The following is a 16829-nucleotide window of genomic DNA, read 5'->3' on the forward strand; positions in this document are numbered from 1 at the left end:
CTCTGTCTAGAGCGCTCTCGACACTCTTCTGCGCGTCTCTGGCCCTGTCCAGTGTTCTCTTTCTCCCCGCCCCCCCCCACCCCACCCCCCCCCCCCCTTCAGCGCGTCTTACGAGAGGAAAGTCCCCTTCAGCATCGGGCGGGTCAGGGCCAGGACGAGCACGAGCATTCCGAGCGAGATCCCCAGTGCGAGCCGGGTCCCGCCGACGCCGCCGAGGTGGAAGAACGCCGCGCCGAGCACCGCGACCCCGGCCGTGGCGCCGAACTGCTGGGCGGCGTTGAGCAGCCCGGACGCGGAGCCGGTCTCGTGATGGTCCACACGGGACAGTGCGTTGGTGAAGAACGGGACGGTGAACATCCCGAGCCCGGTGCCCGACACCAGCAGCGGCCACATCAGCGCGGGCCAAGGCGCGTCGATGAGCACCGCCGTCCCGGCCAGGCCTGCCACGATGACGAGCACGGCGACCCGCATCACCCGCGCGCCGAAGCGGGGGACGAGATAGCGGCCGGTGCACCACGAGCCGATCGCCAGTCCCACCGACCACGGCAGCATGCCCAGCCCCGCGCCCAGTGCGCCGGTCCGGCCGCCGAGCTGGAAGAACACGACGAGAACGAACATCAGGCCGTTCATCATCGCGAAGAACAGCAGCGAGGAAACCAGCGAAGCGGGGAACACGCGGTCGCGGAACAGGCCCGGCTCGACCAGCGGGCTGCCCCCGCGACGGGCCTTGCCGACCTGGTGACGCACGAAGACCGCGAACAGCGCGACGCCCGCCAGCAGGCACAGCCAGGTCCACGGCGCCCAGCCCGCGTCGTTGCCCTGCACCAGCGGGTAGATCATCAGCCCGGTCGCCACCGCCGCGAGCGCCGTGCCCGCGACGTCGAGCCGCGGCCTCGTGGGGGAGCGGTCCTCCAGGACGAGCGGGGTGGCCAGCAGGACGAGCAGGCCCAGCGGCACGTTGACCAGGAACACCGCGCGCCAGCCCGAACCGAGGATGTCGGCGTCGGTGAGCACACCGCCGAGAACCGGGCCGCACACCGAAGCCAGCGCCATCACCGGCCCGATCGTGCCCAGCGCCTTCGCTCGCTCCGGCCCATCGAACATCGCGCGGATCAGCCCGAACGTCTGCGGGATGATCAACGCCGCGCTCGCGCCCTGCACCGCGCGGGCCGCGAGCAGGAACCCGATGCCCGGGGCGAACGCGCACAGCGCCGAGCACACCACGAACGCGGCCGTGCCGAGGACGAACGTGCGGCGGCGGCCGAGGATGTCGCCGATCCGCCCGCCGGTGATCAGCAGCACCGCGAACGGCAGGGTGTAGCCCGCGCTCACCCACTGCAGCTGGCCGTCGGAGACGCCCAGATCGGCGCGGATGGCGGGGGAGGCGACCTGCGTGATCGTGGCGTCGAGCAGGTTCATGGCCTCCGCGAGGAGGAGCGCCGCGAGGGCGAGCCACCGGCCCCGGTGCGGCGGGGCCACGGGGGACGTGTACTGAACGGTCATATCCGTGAAGGTAGGAAAGTGCTGCGATTCGATCCATCTACTGCGCAGCTTCCGACGGATAGTTCCATGCGTCAGCGGCTACGATCGGAATATGCCACTGGATGAACTCGACCGCGCATTGGTCCACGCACTGCACATCGATGGGCGGGCGGCGTTCAACCACGTCGCGGAGGTGCTCGGGACGTCCCAGCAGACCGTCGCGCGCCGCTACCGCAAGCTGCGGGCCGACAGCGCGCTGCGCGTCGTCGGGATGACCGATCCGCGGCGGCTGGGGCAGGTCGAATGGTTCGTCCGGCTGCGCTGCACGCCCGACGCGGCGCTGAAGGTGGCGAACGCGCTGACCCGCCGCGACGACACGCGCTGGGTACAGCTCACCTCCGGCGGCACGGAGATCGTCTGTGTCATCCGCTCCCCGGGGCCGGACGCGCCGGAATCCCTGCTGCTGCAGGAACTTCCGCGGACCCCGCGCGTCGTGGCGGTGTCCGCCCACTGTCTACTGAGGACATTCGTCGGCGGCCCGGTCGGCTGGGACGGACGCGCGGCGGCGCTTACGCCGGAGCAGATCGACCGGCTCACTCCGGAGCCGCCGGATCCTTCCGGCGAGCCCCTCGATCCGGCCGGCATCGCGGCCGACGAGCCCTTGCTCGCGCTGCTGCGTCAGGACGGCCGCATGTCCTTCGCCGATCTCGCCGCGGCCACGGGCTGGGCCGAGGCGACCGTCCGCCGCCGCGTCCATCAGCTGCGGCGGGCCGGGGTGCTCTACTTCGACATGGACATGGACCCGGCGCTGCTGGGCTTCCACGCGCAGGCCGTGCTGTGGCTCTCGGTGCGGCCGACGCGACTGGTCGAAGTCGCCGAAGCCCTTGCGGGACACCAGGAAGCCGCGTTCGTCGCGGCGACGACCGGGCCGAGCAACCTGATCGCCAAGGTGCTCTGCCGCGACGTCGAGGCGTTGTACACCTACCTCACCGAACAGGTCGGCAGCATCGACGCCATCGACCACCTCGAGACCGCCCCGGTCATCCGCACCCTCAAACGCGCCGCCACCTCGTGATCGTCGCGGCTCGATGGGCGAACTCGCGTACCCAGGGGGTCGGTTCGTGTACCTGGAGGGTCGGTTGGTGAGCCGACTGCGTGGGTACGTCGGCCGACTGTCCAGGTACGCGAATCCGCTAGGGGAGGAGGCCGGCGCGGCGGGCGGCGTTGACGGCTTGGAGCCTGGTGTGGCAGTCGAGTTTGCACATGGCGCCACGCAGGTAGCTCTTGACCGTCTCGGCGCCGATGGACAACGTCGTGGCGATTTCGGCGTTGGTCTGGCCCGCGGCGACGCAGGCGAGGACGTCGAGTTCGCGCACGGACAGCGATGGCGCCGGGGCGTCCGGGGGCGTCGCGGCGCCGGCGAGGGTCGCGGTGACCGCGTCGATCCGCTCGCGCAGCGCCTCGTCGGTGACCTCGCGGCTGAGTAGCCGCAGTTCGGCGTGGCCGCGGCGGAGCGTCTCCCGTTCGGCCGACGCGGTGTCGGCGGCCATCCCGGCCAGCTGCTGGGGCGCGGTGAGCAGCGCCAGGCGGCGTTCCACCTCGTCGCGGACGGCGAGTTCCTGTTCCAGGTCACGGGCGGCCTGCGCGACCGCGTCGATCGCCGGGTCCCCGAAGCGCACCGCCTCCCGGACCGCGCCGTAGAGCACCGCACGCACCGAGCGGCGCACGATCACCGGCACGGCGAGGGCCGACCGGACACCCTCGGCCCGGACCGCGTTGTCGAAATGGTGACTGATGGAGTCGCTCGCGTAGTAGTCGGTGACGGCCACCGGGCGGCGCGCCGCGATCGCCTGGCCACCCAGCCCGCGGCCCTCGGCCACCACGAGGCCGCGCAGGGAGTTGGTCGCGGTGCCCACAAGCTCGCTCATCCGCAGCTCGGAACCGCCGGCGACCACGCCACCGAACGCGAGCGGCAGCCGCGCGGAGGTCCGGACCGTGCCGAGGGCACGACGGACTTCGGCGCTGTCGGCCGGCTCCGGTGTCGGCATGCGCGCATCACCCCTGTTCGGGGGTAGTCGGCGGGTAACGGACCCCCTGATAGTACGACCACCTGCGGCAACGTGGCCCCGGCACGCTGCCCACGACCTTCGTCGGAGCGATACATGACCTCACCGGAGCAGACCGCCCTGGACCTGTTGGCCGTCTACGGCGCGCCCGGCGCCAGTGCTCTCGACCTGCTGTGCCGCCGTCATCCGGCCGACGCTGTCGCCTTCACGGTCATCGAAGCGGACCTGAGCAGTCGCGACCTGACCTTCGGCGAGCTGGACGAGGCGTCGGGCCGGTTCGCCGCCGCGCTGGCCGCCCGCGGGATCGGTCCCGGCGACCGCGTCGCGACCCTGATGGGCAAATCCGCCGAACTCGTCGTCGCGCTGCTCGGGATCTGGCGGCTCGGCGCGGTCCAGGTGCCGCTGTTCACCGCGTTCGCCCCGCCCGCGATCGCCCTGCGCATCACCGGGAACGGCACCAAGGCCGTCGTCGTCGACCCCTCGCAGCGGGCGAAACTGGAGCCCGGCGAGGACATCCCCGCCGACGCCGGGTGGCTGGTCATCACCACCGGCGAGGCGAGCGGCGGCGATCTGGCGTTCGCGGATCTGCTCGCCGAGGACGCGCCGCTTCCGGACCCGGTCGCCGTCGGTGGCGAGGGCACCTTGATCGAGCTGTTCACCTCGGGCACCACCGGGACGCCGAAAGCGGTCCCGGTCCCGGTGCGCGGCCTCGCCGGAATCCATGCCTACCAGCAGTTCGGCCTCGACCACACCGACGACGACGTGTTCTGGAACGCGGCCGATCCCGGCTGGGCGTACGGGCTCTACTACGCGATCGCCGGGCCGCTGGCCACCGGCAGGCGCAGCCTCCTGCTGCACGCGGGCTTCTCGCCGGAACTGACCTGGCAGGTGCTGACGCGCTTTCGCGTCACCAACTTCACCGCAGGGCCGACCGTCTACCGGGCACTGCGCAACGCCGGGGCCGAGGTGCCCGAGGGCCTGCGGCTGCGGCACTGCTCGTCGGCGGGCGAACCGCTGACCCCGGACGTGATCAGCTGGGCGCTCGACACGTTCGGCATTCCCGTGCGGGACCACTACGGGCAGACCGAGACCGGGATGATGGTGGGCAACGCCTGGCACCCCGGCCTCGTCGCCGAGATCCGGCCCGGCTCGATGGGCCGTCCGCTGCCCGGGTTCGCCGTCGAGGTGCTGAAGTCCGGCTCCGACGAGATCGCCGAGCCCGGCGAGGCGGGCAGGGTCGCCGTGGACCTCACGCGCAGCCCGCTGATGCCGTTTTCCGGGTACCGCAACGCGCCCGAGCGCAGCGCCGAACGGTTCAGCGAGGATCGGCGCTGGTACTACACCGGTGACGTCGCGGCCAAGAGCGCCGACGGCTATCTCACCTTCGGCTCGCGCGACGACGACGTGATCCTCATGGCGGGGTACCGGATCGGCCCGTTCGAGGTGGAAAGCGCGCTGGTGCAACACCCTTCCGTCGCCGAGGCCGCAGTCATCGGCACCCCGGACGCGCTGCGCGGCGAGGTCGTCGTCGCGTATGTCGTCGTTCGTGACGGTGTCGAAACCGGTGACGGGCTCACCGAAGAGCTGAAGCAACTCGTCAAAAGTCGGCTGGCCGCACACGTCTACCCCCGCGAAGTGCACTACGTGACCGAGCTGCCGAAGACGCCGAGCGGGAAGATCCAGCGCTTCCTGTTGCGCGAGCGGGCGCAGGAAGCCACGACGAACGCCTGACGCCCGGCGAGTCCCACGTTCAAGAGCCCGAGTTCCACGTTCAGGCGCGAGCACCTTGCCGCGTGAGTGTGGAACTCGGGCTCCCGGGTGTGGAACTCGGGCGCGTGAGTGTGGGACTCGACGCAGTGCGTTGTCCGTGCGGGACAATGCGAGGGAGAAAATGCGCGGGATCGATCTTGCACGCGGATTGCGTACCGCGTTTCCACTGGAGCGGTCACGGGGAAATAACGAAATACGCGAGGGCGACAACCCTAAGTCTTTCCCAAGTTTTCCCGCCCGGTCTCGGCGGCGGACCTACACTGGCGCAATGAAGATCGCCCTGTGGATCGGATTGTGCGGGCTGTGCCTGACAGCCGGCCACGTGATCTTGGGCGGGCTCGGGATTCTGCTGCTGCTCGGGAGTATCCCGATTCGCCGTACCGGGGAACGTGGGGCCGGGGAAAGAGAGCTCGTTCTGCACCGCTGAGTGGTGCGGGACCGGGGGAAATCACGCGGAAATCAGCCGGTGAACCATTGGTAGAACCGGCCGAGGTAGTCCCAGATCGTCGGACTCGCGCTGGGTGCCGGTTCCGTCGTGGCCGGCGGCGGGGGAATGGCCGCCGACGTGCCGGCCGGCGGTGGCAGGAGCCCGGAGGACGTCGCCGTGCCGGTGGTGGACGGCGAGGAACTGGTCGTGCCGTTGAGGGTGGCCATCGCGGCGCCGGACGGCAGCGGGGTCGCCGTGAAGGTCGTCGTCATCGGCGTCGTGGTGGACACGGTGGCGGGCGGGGAAGCCGGGCTGGGCCGCGGCGGGACGGGCGAAAGCGTGAACGTCGCGGCCGAGGCGGTTCCCGGCGCCGAGTCCGCGGGCGGCAGGCGATCGGCCGCGGGCGCGCTCACCGCGATGTGGTGTTCCTCCGGGGCCAGCAGCGGGACGGCGGCGCCGCCCGCGACCACGAGCAGGGACGCGGTCAGCGCGAACCGGCGAACGACGTTCACCCGCGGTCCCGGTTTCCTGTGGCGAGGCATGCGTGCCATCGGCTGACCTCCACCTCGTGACGCGGAGCACACGTTCGGCTCCGGCCGGATACTACGAACAGCGGACGTGGTTGTAAACCCGCGGGAGGCAGCTGAACTCGCTGCGTGACCGCCGGCGGCGGACCGTGGCGGCCCCGGCGCCGTCCGCGTCGCCCGGACGACCTGGCCGGCGCGTGTTTCGGGGGACGGGGGCGGGGTACCCGTCGGCCACGAGCGCGGCCCGGAAAGTCCACAGTGGATGGTGGTCGCGAGGAAGAAGGTCGACGATGACGCATTCGGAACCCTATGAACGCCTCACCCCGGCCGAGGAGGAAGAGGTGGTGGAACGCGTCCATCCCCGGGTGCGGATCGTCCGCACCCTCAACGCGGTGATCCGGGTGATCTGCGTGCTGTTCGCGCTGATTCTCGCCCTGCACATCGTGCTGGTCTACGCGGACGCCAACCCGGCCAACACTTTCGCCCGCTTCATCGACACCTGGTCCGGCTCGGTGTCCCTCGGCCTGCGCGATCTGTTCACCCCGGGCGACGCCAAGCTGCGCACGCTCGTCAACGAGGGGCTCGCCGCGGTGGTGTGGCTGGTGATCGGCATGATCCTCACCCACCTGATCGCCCGGATCGGGCTGCCGGGACCGCGGCGGATCTGGCACCGCCGCGCGGTGCACTGACGAGTCCGCCGCGACAGTCTCGCGCCGTCCGGTACCGGCTGCCCCCGCCGGTACCGGACGGCGCTGCCTGCCGACCCGGCGGAATCAGGCGAACCGCTCGACGATCGCGCGGCAGAACGCGGGCAGGTCGCCGGGGTTGCGGCTCGACACGAGCGCTCCGTCGACGACGACCTCCTCGTCGACGACCGTGCCGCCCGCGTTGCGGATATCGGTGCGCACACTGGGAAACGACGTCAGGGTGCGGCCGCGCACGACGTCGGCCTCGACCAGCGTCCACGGGCCGTGGCAGATCACGCCCACCGGTTTGCCGCCGCGGACGAAGTCCCCGGCGAACCGCACCGCCGCCGGGTCGCGGCGCAGGTTGTCCGGGTTCATCGTGCCGCCGGGGAGCAGCAGCGCGTCGTAGTCGTCGGCCGACACGTCGCCGAGGACCTTGTCGACCTCGAACTCGTCGCCCTTGTCGATGTCCCCGTTCATCGCCTGGATCCTTCCCGGCCCGAGCGAAACGAGCTCGGCCGTTGCCCCCGCGGCCGTCACCGCTTTCCGTGGTTCGACCAGTTCGACCTGCTCCACGCCGTCGGCGGCCAGTATCGCCACTCGCTTGCCCCGCAACGTCGCCGTCATGTCCGTTCCCTTCTGGTTTCGTGGGGATTCCCGTCTTCGCCGGGTACCCACCGGGGCCGGGCCGAACCACGCCGCCGGACCGTCCGGAGTGGACGGTCGGAGAATCGGGCGGTCCAGGAGCGGTTTTGTGCGGTAGGGTCAGGAACGGCCCGGGCATCCGGGCCGGAACGGAGTTCGCATGTCCCCGTCCCCCACGGACCGATCTCCGCGAGGCGAATTCGCCAGGGCAAGGGCCGACGCGGCCGAGGCCGAGGCGACATTGCGAGCCAGGGCCGTCCGGGCCGTGGCAGGCAATTCCCGCGACGCGCGTGACCGTCATGAACTACTGGCCATGCTCGGCCTGCCCGATCCCGTCGAGCAGGGTCCGGGTTTCGCAGCGGAAGGCGGATCCGAAGATGAAACGCTGGTGCTGGCCCGCGCGCTGAAGGGGTACGTGCGCGCGGTCGCCGACGTGGTCGGTGTCGCCCCCGAGGGCACGAGCTGCGAGGTCACCGACACGGCGACGGCCTACCTGGCACTCACGCGCCGCCGGCCCGAGTACGCCGACCGGGACCTGATGCTGGTCTGGAGCGAACGGCAGGGGTGGGTGGTTTCGGTGGAGACCCGCCCCGCGGAATCACCGATCGTGCTGTCCCGGCTCGGTGGTGACACGGTGCCCGCCCCCGAGGACGTGGCGCGGTTCGTCACCGACGTCGTCGGCTACCGGCGGGGCGCCGGGCTGCCGGTGGCCGTGCCCGGCACGGAAAACCGCCGGAGCCAGGCCGAGCGCATGAACCGGTATCTCGGCCCTCCCTGACCGGGCCGGGTGGTTTACCGGTCCGCGGGCCGGGGTATATAGCGCGGTGATGCGAGGGACCTTTTCCGACACCGCCGCGACGGCCGACCGGCCGCGCGGCACGGCTGAACAGGAACCGTTCACGCATCCGGCGTTGTTCTACCGCGGTGAGCCGGAATACCTGGCGGGCACGGTCCCGTTCGTGACCGGGGCGCTCGCCGCCGGCGAGCCGGTCGCGGTCGCGGTGCCGCGGGACAACCTCGAACTCCTGCGCGGCGCGCTCGGCAGCGCCGCCGGGGACGTGGTCATGGTCGACATGACCGAGGCAGGGCGCAATCCCGGCCACATCATCCCCGGCGTGCTGCGTGCCTTCGCCGACCGGTATCCCGGCAGGCGCGTCCGGATCATCGGCGAACCGATCTGGGCAGGCCGTTCCGCGCGCGAGTATCCCGCGTGCGCGCAGCACGAGGCGTTGATCAACCACGCCTTCGCCGGCCTCCCGGCCACGATCCTGTGTCCCTACGACGTCGGCACCCTCCGGCCGAAGGTGCTCACGGACGCGCTGCGGACGCATCCGCTCATCGTCGACGCGGACGGGCAACGCACCAGTGACCGGTATGCACCCGACGACGTCGTCGCCGACTACAACCGGCCACTGCCCCCGCTCGCCGACGCCACCGCCGTCACCGTCGAGCTGACGGGGCTGTCCGCGCTGCGTCACGTGGCGGTCGGGTTGGCGGCCGAAGCCGGGCTAGGCGCCGAGCGTGTCCAGGACGTCGCGCTCGCGCTCACCGAGCTCGCCGGCAACAGTCTCGAACACGGCGGCGGGACCGCCGAAGTGCTGATGGGCACGGACGAGGCGTACCTGGTGTGCCAGGTGCGCGACAGCGGCCGGCTCGCCGACCCGCTCGCCGGCCGCCGCCCCGCCGTGCCCGGCCAGGTTCGCGGCCGCGGGCTGTTGCTGGTCCACCATGTGGCGGACCTGGTGCGGACGCACACCGGCCCGGCGGGCACGTGTGTCGAGGCACGCTTCCTGCTCGGCCACTGACACCCGTACCACCGGGCCGGTCCACAGAGGACGGAACTCAGCCGCGCCCGACGTCGCGCAGCGCGCCGGATCTGGACGGGTACAGACGGAGTTCCCGGTCCACCCCGGTGAGCCGGAGAAGCCGTTGCACGGTATGGGAATGGCTCGCGATCCGGAGGTCCGTGCCGCCGACGATCGCGGCCAGGTTGGACTCGACGAGCAGGGACAAGCCGGTGCTGCCGAGGAAGCTCACCTCGGTCAGATCGACGATCAGTACCTCGGGTTCCCGGTGCAGCGCGGCCGACAGCGCGGTGTCGAGGATGGGCCGGGTGGACAGATCCACCTCGCCGATCACATCGAGCAGCACCAGGTCGGGACGGGCGAGCGAGGTGCGCACGGTCAACTGCGGCCCCGGCGCGGAGTGCGCTTCCGGTGAGAGGAAGTCCATGACGGCTCCAGAGGTGTCGGCTGTGGACCGGACTCCGCTGGACGAGGGTGCCAGCTACCGAGCCCGGATACGTCCTCGGGTCGGCTGCTGGTTGAACCGGATTCCAGCCTATGGCGCGCACCCGCCGAGCACAACCAGCGGCTCACCGGAAGAGCCGCAGCCACAGCGGGATGACGAACCACAGCAGCAGGAACACCAGCGCGGTGGCGGCGCTGAGCACCGCGGCCGGCACACCGCCGAAGACCAGGTAGGCGATCATCAGCACGGTGCCGGTCATCGCGGCGGCGAGCAGGACGAGCCCCAGCACGGCCAGCACGGAGGTGCCGCGCACGATCACCTCCCGCATGCCCCGCCGGAACAGCAGCCGGTGCCACGCGGCGGGCGCGATCAGCAGGGCGACCGCGCCCGCCGCGAGCAGCACCGTCACGACGTGCACGTGGTGCAGGAATCCACCCGCCTGGGCGTAGCGTTCGGTGAACGCCAGCGAGAGCAGGAACCCGAAGAGCACCTGGACGCCGTTCTGCGCGACACGTACCTCCTGCAGGAGTTCGCTGAGGTTGCGGGCGAGCCTTCGCTGGTCGGAATCCTCCGGTTCGCTCATCGGGCTCCTCGGTCTCCCGGTCACCGGCCGAGTGCCTGCTGGAGCTGCTTCTTCGTCATCGTGGAACGACCGTGGATGTTGCGTTTCCTGGCGTCGTTGTAGAGCTGTTCCTTGGTCGGCCCGCCGGGGCCGAGGCGTTTGCCGGACCGGTGACCGCCTCGTTGCTGCGGCGACTTGTCCCGGGTGGACGTCTTGCTCGCCGAGCGCGATTCGCCGGACCGGGCACGGTTCTTGTTGACCGTGCGCGCGGCGATCTCCTCCGCGCGGTCCTCGCCGGTGCCGCGTTCCTTCTGCGATTCCTTGATGTGCTGGTACTGACGCTCGCGTTTCGAGTTCCACGCCTGCTGGGGCATGACCTTCACTCCTTCCGGGCGGACTACGTCCTCCGGTTAACCACCGGGCATCCCGGATAAACCCGGCATCGCCCGGGCAGGGGGCCGTCAGCGGCCGCGCCGGCGCAGGAGCAGCCGGATCAGGACCACCACGGCGAAGGCCGTGGCGAAGACCGGTACCGGATGACTGCGGACCGCGCCGGCACCCTGCCGGAACTTCTCGGCGGCGGGCACCGACACCGTCGACGCGATCCGCGCGCTCGCCTGCTCCACCTTGTCGTCGACGTTCTCCCGCACGCGTTCGCGCACATCGAGCTTGGCCGCGAGCGCGTCGAGCGTTGCGGTCAGTTCTTCGCGGGTGACGTCGCGGTCGATCCTGGCTTCCTCGGCGTCGGCGGGAAACTTCTCGTGCTCACCCATGCGATCGCACTCCTCGTTTGACGGTCTCGATGTCGTCCCGCACCGAGCCTGCGGTGTCCTCCGGTACCGGCGGGACCGCCTGGCCGACCTGCTTCTTGCCTGCCAGTGCGGCGATTCCGGCCACCAGCAGCAGGACCGCGCCGACGATCACCGCGGACAGCCAGCCGGGCAGCACGAGCGCCAGCGCGAGTACCGCGGCCGCCACCAGCGTCGCGGCACCGAGCACCGCGATCAGTCCCGCCGCGCCGACGAGACCGGCGCCGCGCCCGAAGTGCTTGCCCTTGTCCCGCAACTCGGCCCGCGCGAGCCGGAGTTCGTCGCGGACGAGCCGTTTCAGCTCGTCGGTCAGGTCGGAGACCAGTTCGCCGACCGAACGGTCCTCGGTCGGGGCCCGGTTCACTTCTTCGATCACGGAACACCTCCCGAACGGCTTCGGCACCCGGGTAGCCGCGCGGCGGGCAGGTCAAACGCCCAGGGGGACGCCACCATCTTGTCCACTGTGGACGAGGGAGGACGGTGATCGGCTGCCGGGTTTCGGTGGTCCGTGCCCGGGTATGCGTCCCGCAGGACATTCGCAAGGTCGGGAGGAGCGATGAACGGCGATGGACCGCCGGTCATCCCGCGCCAAGAGCGCGTGATGCGGCCGTGACAGCGGAAATTCAGGAGGTCCGGCTGGTGCCCGCGTACCGGGCGGGCTGGACGATCGTGACGGCGACGGGTGTGGTCTCGGCGGAGAGCTATCCCTGGCTACGGGACGGATTGCTCCGGCTCGCCGCCGAGGCGGGTGACGGGCTGATCGCCGACATCGACGGGCTGCGCATCGACGGGCCCGGCTTCGTGCACGCCTTCAAGCTGGTCGCGGCCCGGATCGCCGACTGGCCGGAAGTCCCGTTCGGGATCGTCACGTCCCGGCCGGAACACCGGGCGCTGCTCACCGAACGCTCGATAGGCCAGGCGGTCTCGATCCATGCCGACGCCGATACCGCGATGCGCGCGCTGGGGCGCCCGGCGCGGCGCCGCGCCGAACAGGAACTGCCCCGCTCGGACGGCGCGCCGGCCCAGGCGCGGGGATTCGTGCGGACGATCCTGCGGGACTGGAATCTGACGGGCTCGGTGCCCGACGCGGAACTGGTCGCCTCCGAACTGGTGGAGAACACGCTGCGGCACACCGGCTCACGCCCCCGGGTGCGGCTGGAACTGCGCGGGCGCCGATGCGCCGTCGCGGTCGCCGACGACGAACCCGGCCAGGCCGTGTTGCGGGAACGGCTGGGAGCGCTCGAACCGGGACTGGGCCTGCGGCTGGTCGCGGGGATCGCGAAACGCTGGGGGTGCAGCAGATCCTGGACGGGCGGCAAGGTCGTCTGGGCGATCCTCCCGGCGCAGGGCGGGGAGGACGCCGCCGGTCACCGCTGGGCGCGGCCGTTCGGGTGACAGGGACTCGGCTGAGCGGGTACGCAGCCGGAGCCTGTGTTGCGCTCGGTCGGACCGACGCGGGTAATCGTGGGTCAGCCGGGGCGCAAGGGGAGGGCGGTGCGGCTTTCCCGTACTCCGCGGACGCCGCCCAGCCCGCGGAGTACAAGGTGGACACTGCTCTGTGGACGGTGGGTCACCCCCGATCCGGTCCCCGCGCGTCACCGGACGGCGACGGAAGGTGATCCTCGCCCACTGTCCCCATAGGACCGTTTTGGGACTCCTGTGACGTCAGAGGCGTTCCTGGAGCGCGTCCGCGGCGGCGAGCAGGTCGGCGGCCCAGCGGGCGCCGGGCTTGCGGCCGATCCGTTCGATCGGGCCCGACACCGAGACCGCGGCGATGACCGTGCCCGAGGAATCCCGCACCGGGGCCGAGACGCTCGCCACACCGGGCTCGCGTTCGGCGACGCTTTGCGCCCAGCCCCGGCGGCGCACTTCGAGCAGCGTGCGCTCGCCGTACACCGCCTCCGACAGGATCGTCCGCTGGGTGTGCGGATCCGACCACGCGGCAAGGACCTTCGCGCCCGAGCCCGCCGTCATCGGCAGCCGGGAACCGATCGGGACCGTGTCCCGCAGCCCGCTCGGCGGCTCGGCCGTCGAGACGCACACGCGCTGAACGCCGTCACGCCGGTACAACTGCACGCTTTCGCCGGTGATGTCCCGCAGTTTCGGCAGCACCACACCCGCCGCGTCGAGCAGCGGATCGGTGGAGCCGCCCGCGAGTTCGGCGAGCGCGGTGCCCGGCCGCCACCGCCCGTCCGGCCCCCGGCGCAGCAGGCGATGCACTTCGAGGCCGACCGCGAGCCGGTGCGCGGTGGCACGGGGCAGTCCCGTCCGCGAACACAGTTCGGCCAGGCCACAGGGATCCTCGGCCACGGCCTGCAGTACGGCCACAGCTTTGTCCAGTACTCCGATACCGCTATGCTGTCCCACGACTCGATACTATCTTCCCGCACTTTGGGAAGTCCAGAATCTGGGAAAACCGAACTCGTGCTGCGCCCGCCCGCGGCCTCGCACCGCCCGCGCCCGTTGCCCGAGTTCCGCGTTCGCGACATTCCCGTGGAAGGAGCCGGAGATGACCAGCCCGACCGGTAAGGCCCGCACACTGGCGGAAAAGGTGTGGGAGAGCCACCTCGTGCGCCGAGGTGAAGGCGCCGAACCGGATCTGCTCTACATCGATCTCCACCTGCTGCACGAAGTGACCAGCCCGCAGGCGTTCGACGGACTCCGGCTGGCCGGGCGGAAACTGCGCCGCCCCGACCTGACGATCGCGACCGAGGATCACAACGTCCCGACGGTGGACATCGAGCTGCCCATCGCCGATCCGGTCTCGCGCACCCAGGTCGACACCCTTCGCCGCAACTGCAAGGAGTTCGGTGTCCGGCTGCACCCCATGGGCGACGCCGAGCAGGGCATCGTGCACGTCATCGGCCCGCAGCTCGGGCTCACCCAGCCCGGGATGACCGTGGTGTGCGGCGACAGTCACACCTCCACGCACGGCGCGTTCGGCGCGATGGCCTTCGGCATCGGCACTTCCGAGGTCGAGCACGTGATGGCGACGCAGACGCTGCCGCTGCGTCCATTCAAGACGATGGCGATCACCGTCGACGGCGAACTGCGCCCCGGCGTCACCGCGAAGGACATCATCCTCGCGGTGATCGCCAAGATCGGTACCGGCGGCGGGCAGGGCTACGTCCTGGAGTACCGCGGCAAGGCGATCGAGGCGCTGTCGATGGAAGCGCGGATGACCATCTGCAACATGTCCATCGAAGCGGGCGCGCGTGCCGGACTGATCGCTCCGGATGAGACCACGTTCGCGTACCTGAAGGATCGTCCGCACGCCCCGAAGGGCGCCGACTGGGACGCCGCGGTGGCGAACTGGCGCGAGCTGCGCACCGACGAAGGCGCCGAGTTCGACGCCGAGGTGCGGCTCGACGCGAGCGAACTGACGCCGTTCGTCACGTGGGGAACCAACCCCGGACAGGGACTCCCGCTGGGTGCGCAGGTGCCCGACCCGGAGCGCATCGGCGACGAGAACGAGCGCATCGCCGCAGAGAAGGCCCTGTCCTATATGGACCTGAAGCCGGGCACGCCGCTGCGGGAGATCGCGGTGGACACCGTCTTCCTCGGCTCGTGCACCAACGGCCGGATCGAGGACCTGCGGGCCGCCGCGGAGGTCCTGCGGGGCCGCAAGGTGGCCGATTCGGTGCGGATGCTCGTGGTGCCCGGCTCGATGCGCGTGCGCAAGGCCGCCGAAGCCGAAGGGCTGGACGAGATCTTCACCGCCGCCGGCGCGGAATGGCGCCAGGCGGGCTGTTCGATGTGCCTCGGCATGAACCCGGACCAGCTCAAGCCGGGCGAGCGCAGCGCGTCGACCTCCAACCGCAACTTCGAGGGCAGGCAGGGCAAGGGCGGCCGGACGCACCTGGTGTCGCCGCTCGTGGCGGCCGCGACCGCCGTGCGGGGCACGTTGTCGTCCCCGGAAGACCTGCTCGCCACCGCCGGCCGCTGAGTCCGCACCGAGACCCGAAGGAGACATCGATGGAACCGTTCACCCAGCACACCGGGGTCGGCGTGCCGCTGCGCAGGTCCAACGTGGACACTGACCAGATCATCCCGGCGGTGTACCTGAAGCGCGTCAGCCGGACCGGCTTCGAGGACGGGCTGTTCGCCGCCTGGCGCTCCGATGAGCAGTTCATCCTCAACCAGGAGCCCTTCAAACAGGGCAGTGTTCTGGTGGCCGGGCCGGACTTCGGCACCGGATCCTCCCGCGAGCACGCCGTGTGGGCCTTGATGGACTACGGCTTCCGGGTGGTCATCTCCGCCCGCTTCGCCGACATCTTCCGCGGCAACTCGGGCAAGCAGGGCCTGGTGGCCGCGCAGTGCGCGCAGTCGGACGTCGAGCTGTTGTGGAAGCTGCTGGAGAACGAGCCGGGCACGGAGGTCACGGTCGACCTCGAGACCAAGACCGTGCGGGCGAAGGACTTCGTCGCGCCCTTCCAGATCGACGACTACACCCGCTGGCGGTTGCTCGAGGGGCTCGATGACATCGCTCTCACCCTCCGCCACGCCGGGGAGATCGACAAGTTCGAGGCCGATCGGCCTTCCTGGAAGCCGGTGACGGTCCCCAGCACCGCTTCCTAGCCCGGCTCCAGGGTGCGGATTCCCTTGCTGAGCAGGGAATTCGTGCCCCGGATCCGGGGCGGGAGAACACCTCGAAACCACGCCGAACGGCGACTCCGGGGGCCCCGAGAGGGTCCCTCAAGAGGCGGAACCACGTCCGATACAAGGAAAATTTCCGCGTGCCGTTTGGAATTTGTGCTGCATTAGTAATACCGTGTGCGCAGTCGGCCGACGTGGCCGTGGACGAAGTAGTTCTTCATGGAGGACTGGAAATGGCCAACAAGGCCCAGCTGATCGAGGCGCTGTCGGAGCGCCTGGGCGACAAGAAGGTCGCATCGGAGGCCGTCGACGGCCTCGTCGACATCATCATCCGGACGGTCAACAAGGGCGAGAAGGTGAACATCACCGGCTTCGGTGTGTTCGAGAAGCGCGCCCGTGCCGCCCGCACCGCGCGCAACCCGCGCACCGGTGAGACCGTGCGCGTCAAGAAGACCAACGTGCCCGCCTTCCGTGCCGGCACGACCTTCAAGGACGTCATCAGTGGCGCCAAGAAGCTGGCGAAGGCCACCCCGGTGAAGCGCGCTTCCGCGAGCACCGCACGGGCGACCACCAGCACCCGCGCCACCACGACGCGCACCGCCGCGTCGCGCACGGCCGCCACCCGGCCGACCTCGACCCGCAGCACCACCACGCGGGCGAAGGCCGCCACCACCAAGGCCGCCGCCGCCAAGGCGGCGCCGAAGACGGCGGCCAAGGCCACCACGCGGGCGAAGGCGACCGCCACCAAGGCGGCGCCGAAGACCGCCGCGAAGGCGACCACGACGCGGGCGAAGGCCGCCGCGAAGCCGGCCGCCAAGGCCGCGCCGAAGGCGTCCGCCGCGAAGAAGACCGCTGCGAAGGCTCCGGCCAAGCGCACCTCGGCGGCCAAGAAGAAGTAGCCACCGCGCGACTTCTCGGCAGGGCCCCACGCGCTCCCCCTGGGGCGCGGCCGCCCCGTGGGGGGCCGGGGCGCAGGGCCAAAAGACCCGAGAGCGAGATACCACCACCC

At 70.9% G+C, this 16829-nt stretch carries 20 protein-coding genes; 10 read left to right on the top strand and 10 right to left on the bottom strand.

Annotated elements, in window-relative coordinates:
* Positions 1 to 108: 108 nt before the first annotated feature.
* On the bottom strand, positions 109 to 1503 hold the full coding sequence (locus ACFWX1_RS36980) for an MFS transporter (protein WP_378394467.1): 1395 nt from the start codon (positions 1501 to 1503) through the stop codon (positions 109 to 111).
* A 91-nt stretch (positions 1504 to 1594) separates the two neighbouring features.
* Here ACFWX1_RS36980 and ACFWX1_RS36985 point away from each other — a divergent pair, with 91 nt between their 5' ends.
* Positions 1595 to 2557, top strand: a complete 963-nt coding sequence (locus ACFWX1_RS36985; protein ID WP_378394468.1) for an Lrp/AsnC family transcriptional regulator — start codon at positions 1595 to 1597, stop codon at positions 2555 to 2557.
* A gap of 118 nt (positions 2558 to 2675) precedes the next feature.
* On the opposite strand, the gene ACFWX1_RS36990 is transcribed toward ACFWX1_RS36985, so the two are convergent.
* Positions 2676 to 3530: a LuxR C-terminal-related transcriptional regulator gene (locus ACFWX1_RS36990; RefSeq protein WP_378394469.1), complete on the bottom strand. Its 855-nt coding sequence runs from the start codon at positions 3528 to 3530 to the stop codon at positions 2676 to 2678.
* A 114-nt stretch (positions 3531 to 3644) separates the two neighbouring features.
* Here ACFWX1_RS36990 and ACFWX1_RS36995 point away from each other — a divergent pair, with 114 nt between their 5' ends.
* Both ACFWX1_RS36995 and ACFWX1_RS37000 read left to right on the top strand, forming a co-directional pair.
* Positions 3645 to 5279 carry an AMP-binding protein gene (locus ACFWX1_RS36995; protein ID WP_378394470.1) on the top strand — a complete coding sequence of 545 codons (1635 nt, stop codon included), beginning with the start codon at positions 3645 to 3647 and terminating at the stop codon, positions 5277 to 5279.
* 307 nt (positions 5280 to 5586) lie between these two features.
* A complete protein-coding gene (locus ACFWX1_RS37000; RefSeq protein WP_378394471.1) occupies positions 5587 to 5745 on the top strand; it encodes a hypothetical protein in 159 nt (52 codons plus the stop codon).
* A 32-nt stretch (positions 5746 to 5777) separates the two neighbouring features.
* Here ACFWX1_RS37000 and ACFWX1_RS37005 read toward each other — a convergent pair whose 3' ends face one another.
* Positions 5778 to 6257, bottom strand: a complete 480-nt coding sequence (locus ACFWX1_RS37005; RefSeq protein WP_378394473.1) for a hypothetical protein — start codon at positions 6255 to 6257, stop codon at positions 5778 to 5780.
* A gap of 305 nt (positions 6258 to 6562) precedes the next feature.
* On the opposite strand from ACFWX1_RS37005, the gene ACFWX1_RS37010 reads away from it, so the two are divergent.
* The gene (locus ACFWX1_RS37010; protein ID WP_378394474.1) at positions 6563 to 6961 is read left to right on the top strand and encodes a hypothetical protein; all 399 of its coding nucleotides are present in this window, start codon (positions 6563 to 6565) and stop codon (positions 6959 to 6961) included.
* Between the two features lie 84 nt (positions 6962 to 7045).
* On the opposite strand, the gene ACFWX1_RS37015 is transcribed toward ACFWX1_RS37010, so the two are convergent.
* Entirely contained in the window at positions 7046 to 7585 is a 540-nt protein-coding gene (locus ACFWX1_RS37015; RefSeq protein WP_378394475.1) for a type 1 glutamine amidotransferase domain-containing protein, read from the bottom strand.
* 178 nt (positions 7586 to 7763) lie between these two features.
* Here ACFWX1_RS37015 and ACFWX1_RS37020 point away from each other — a divergent pair, with 178 nt between their 5' ends.
* Both ACFWX1_RS37020 and ACFWX1_RS37025 read left to right on the top strand, forming a co-directional pair.
* Positions 7764 to 8381, top strand: a complete 618-nt coding sequence (locus ACFWX1_RS37020; RefSeq protein ID WP_378394476.1) for a DUF6292 family protein — start codon at positions 7764 to 7766, stop codon at positions 8379 to 8381.
* 49 nt (positions 8382 to 8430) lie between these two features.
* Positions 8431 to 9408, top strand: coding sequence for an anti-sigma factor RsbA family regulatory protein (locus ACFWX1_RS37025; RefSeq protein ID WP_378394477.1), 978 nt, complete (start codon positions 8431 to 8433; stop codon positions 9406 to 9408).
* A gap of 37 nt (positions 9409 to 9445) precedes the next feature.
* Here ACFWX1_RS37025 and ACFWX1_RS37030 read toward each other — a convergent pair whose 3' ends face one another.
* From ACFWX1_RS37030 to ACFWX1_RS37050, 5 genes are all read right to left on the bottom strand, one after another.
* Positions 9446 to 9835 carry an STAS domain-containing protein gene (locus ACFWX1_RS37030; protein ID WP_378394478.1) on the bottom strand — a complete coding sequence of 130 codons (390 nt, stop codon included), beginning with the start codon at positions 9833 to 9835 and terminating at the stop codon, positions 9446 to 9448.
* A gap of 142 nt (positions 9836 to 9977) precedes the next feature.
* Positions 9978 to 10436, bottom strand: a complete 459-nt coding sequence (locus ACFWX1_RS37035) for a DUF6328 family protein (protein WP_378394479.1) — start codon at positions 10434 to 10436, stop codon at positions 9978 to 9980.
* 20 nt (positions 10437 to 10456) lie between these two features.
* Entirely contained in the window at positions 10457 to 10789 is a 333-nt protein-coding gene (locus ACFWX1_RS37040) for a plasmid stabilization protein (protein ID WP_378394480.1), read from the bottom strand.
* A gap of 87 nt (positions 10790 to 10876) precedes the next feature.
* On the bottom strand, positions 10877 to 11188 hold the full coding sequence (locus tag ACFWX1_RS37045; RefSeq protein ID WP_378394481.1) for a DUF3618 domain-containing protein: 312 nt from the start codon (positions 11186 to 11188) through the stop codon (positions 10877 to 10879).
* Positions 11181 to 11600, bottom strand: a complete 420-nt coding sequence (locus ACFWX1_RS37050) for a phage holin family protein (protein WP_378394482.1) — start codon at positions 11598 to 11600, stop codon at positions 11181 to 11183. Before ACFWX1_RS37050 ends, ACFWX1_RS37045 begins: the two co-directional genes overlap by 8 nt.
* Positions 11601 to 11833: 233 nt before the next feature.
* Between ACFWX1_RS37050 and ACFWX1_RS37055 the strand changes: the two genes are divergently transcribed.
* On the top strand, positions 11834 to 12619 hold the full coding sequence (locus tag ACFWX1_RS37055; RefSeq protein WP_378394483.1) for an ATP-binding protein: 786 nt from the start codon (positions 11834 to 11836) through the stop codon (positions 12617 to 12619).
* 270 nt (positions 12620 to 12889) lie between these two features.
* Here the strand turns inward: ACFWX1_RS37055 and ACFWX1_RS37060 are convergent, their stop codons facing one another.
* A complete protein-coding gene (locus ACFWX1_RS37060) occupies positions 12890 to 13591 on the bottom strand; it encodes an IclR family transcriptional regulator (RefSeq protein ID WP_378328971.1) in 702 nt (233 codons plus the stop codon).
* Positions 13592 to 13733: 142 nt separating this feature from the next.
* On the opposite strand from ACFWX1_RS37060, the gene leuC reads away from it, so the two are divergent.
* The 3 genes from leuC to ACFWX1_RS37075 all read left to right on the top strand — a co-directional run bounded on the left by leuC (position 13734) and on the right by ACFWX1_RS37075 (position 16719).
* Positions 13734 to 15170 (top strand): 3-isopropylmalate dehydratase large subunit, encoded by a 1437-nt coding sequence (gene leuC, locus ACFWX1_RS37065; RefSeq protein ID WP_378394484.1) that lies wholly within the window; start codon positions 13734 to 13736, stop codon positions 15168 to 15170.
* Between the two features lie 29 nt (positions 15171 to 15199).
* Positions 15200 to 15802 (top strand): 3-isopropylmalate dehydratase small subunit, encoded by a 603-nt coding sequence (gene leuD, locus ACFWX1_RS37070; RefSeq protein WP_378394486.1) that lies wholly within the window; start codon positions 15200 to 15202, stop codon positions 15800 to 15802.
* Positions 15803 to 16053: 251 nt separating this feature from the next.
* The gene (locus tag ACFWX1_RS37075; protein WP_378328968.1) at positions 16054 to 16719 is read left to right on the top strand and encodes an HU family DNA-binding protein; all 666 of its coding nucleotides are present in this window, start codon (positions 16054 to 16056) and stop codon (positions 16717 to 16719) included.
* Positions 16720 to 16829 lie beyond the last annotated feature (110 nt).

Origin of the sequence: Amycolatopsis sp. NPDC059021 (assembly GCF_042739895.1) — a bacterium.
Classification (GTDB): domain Bacteria; phylum Actinomycetota; class Actinomycetes; order Mycobacteriales; family Pseudonocardiaceae; genus Amycolatopsis.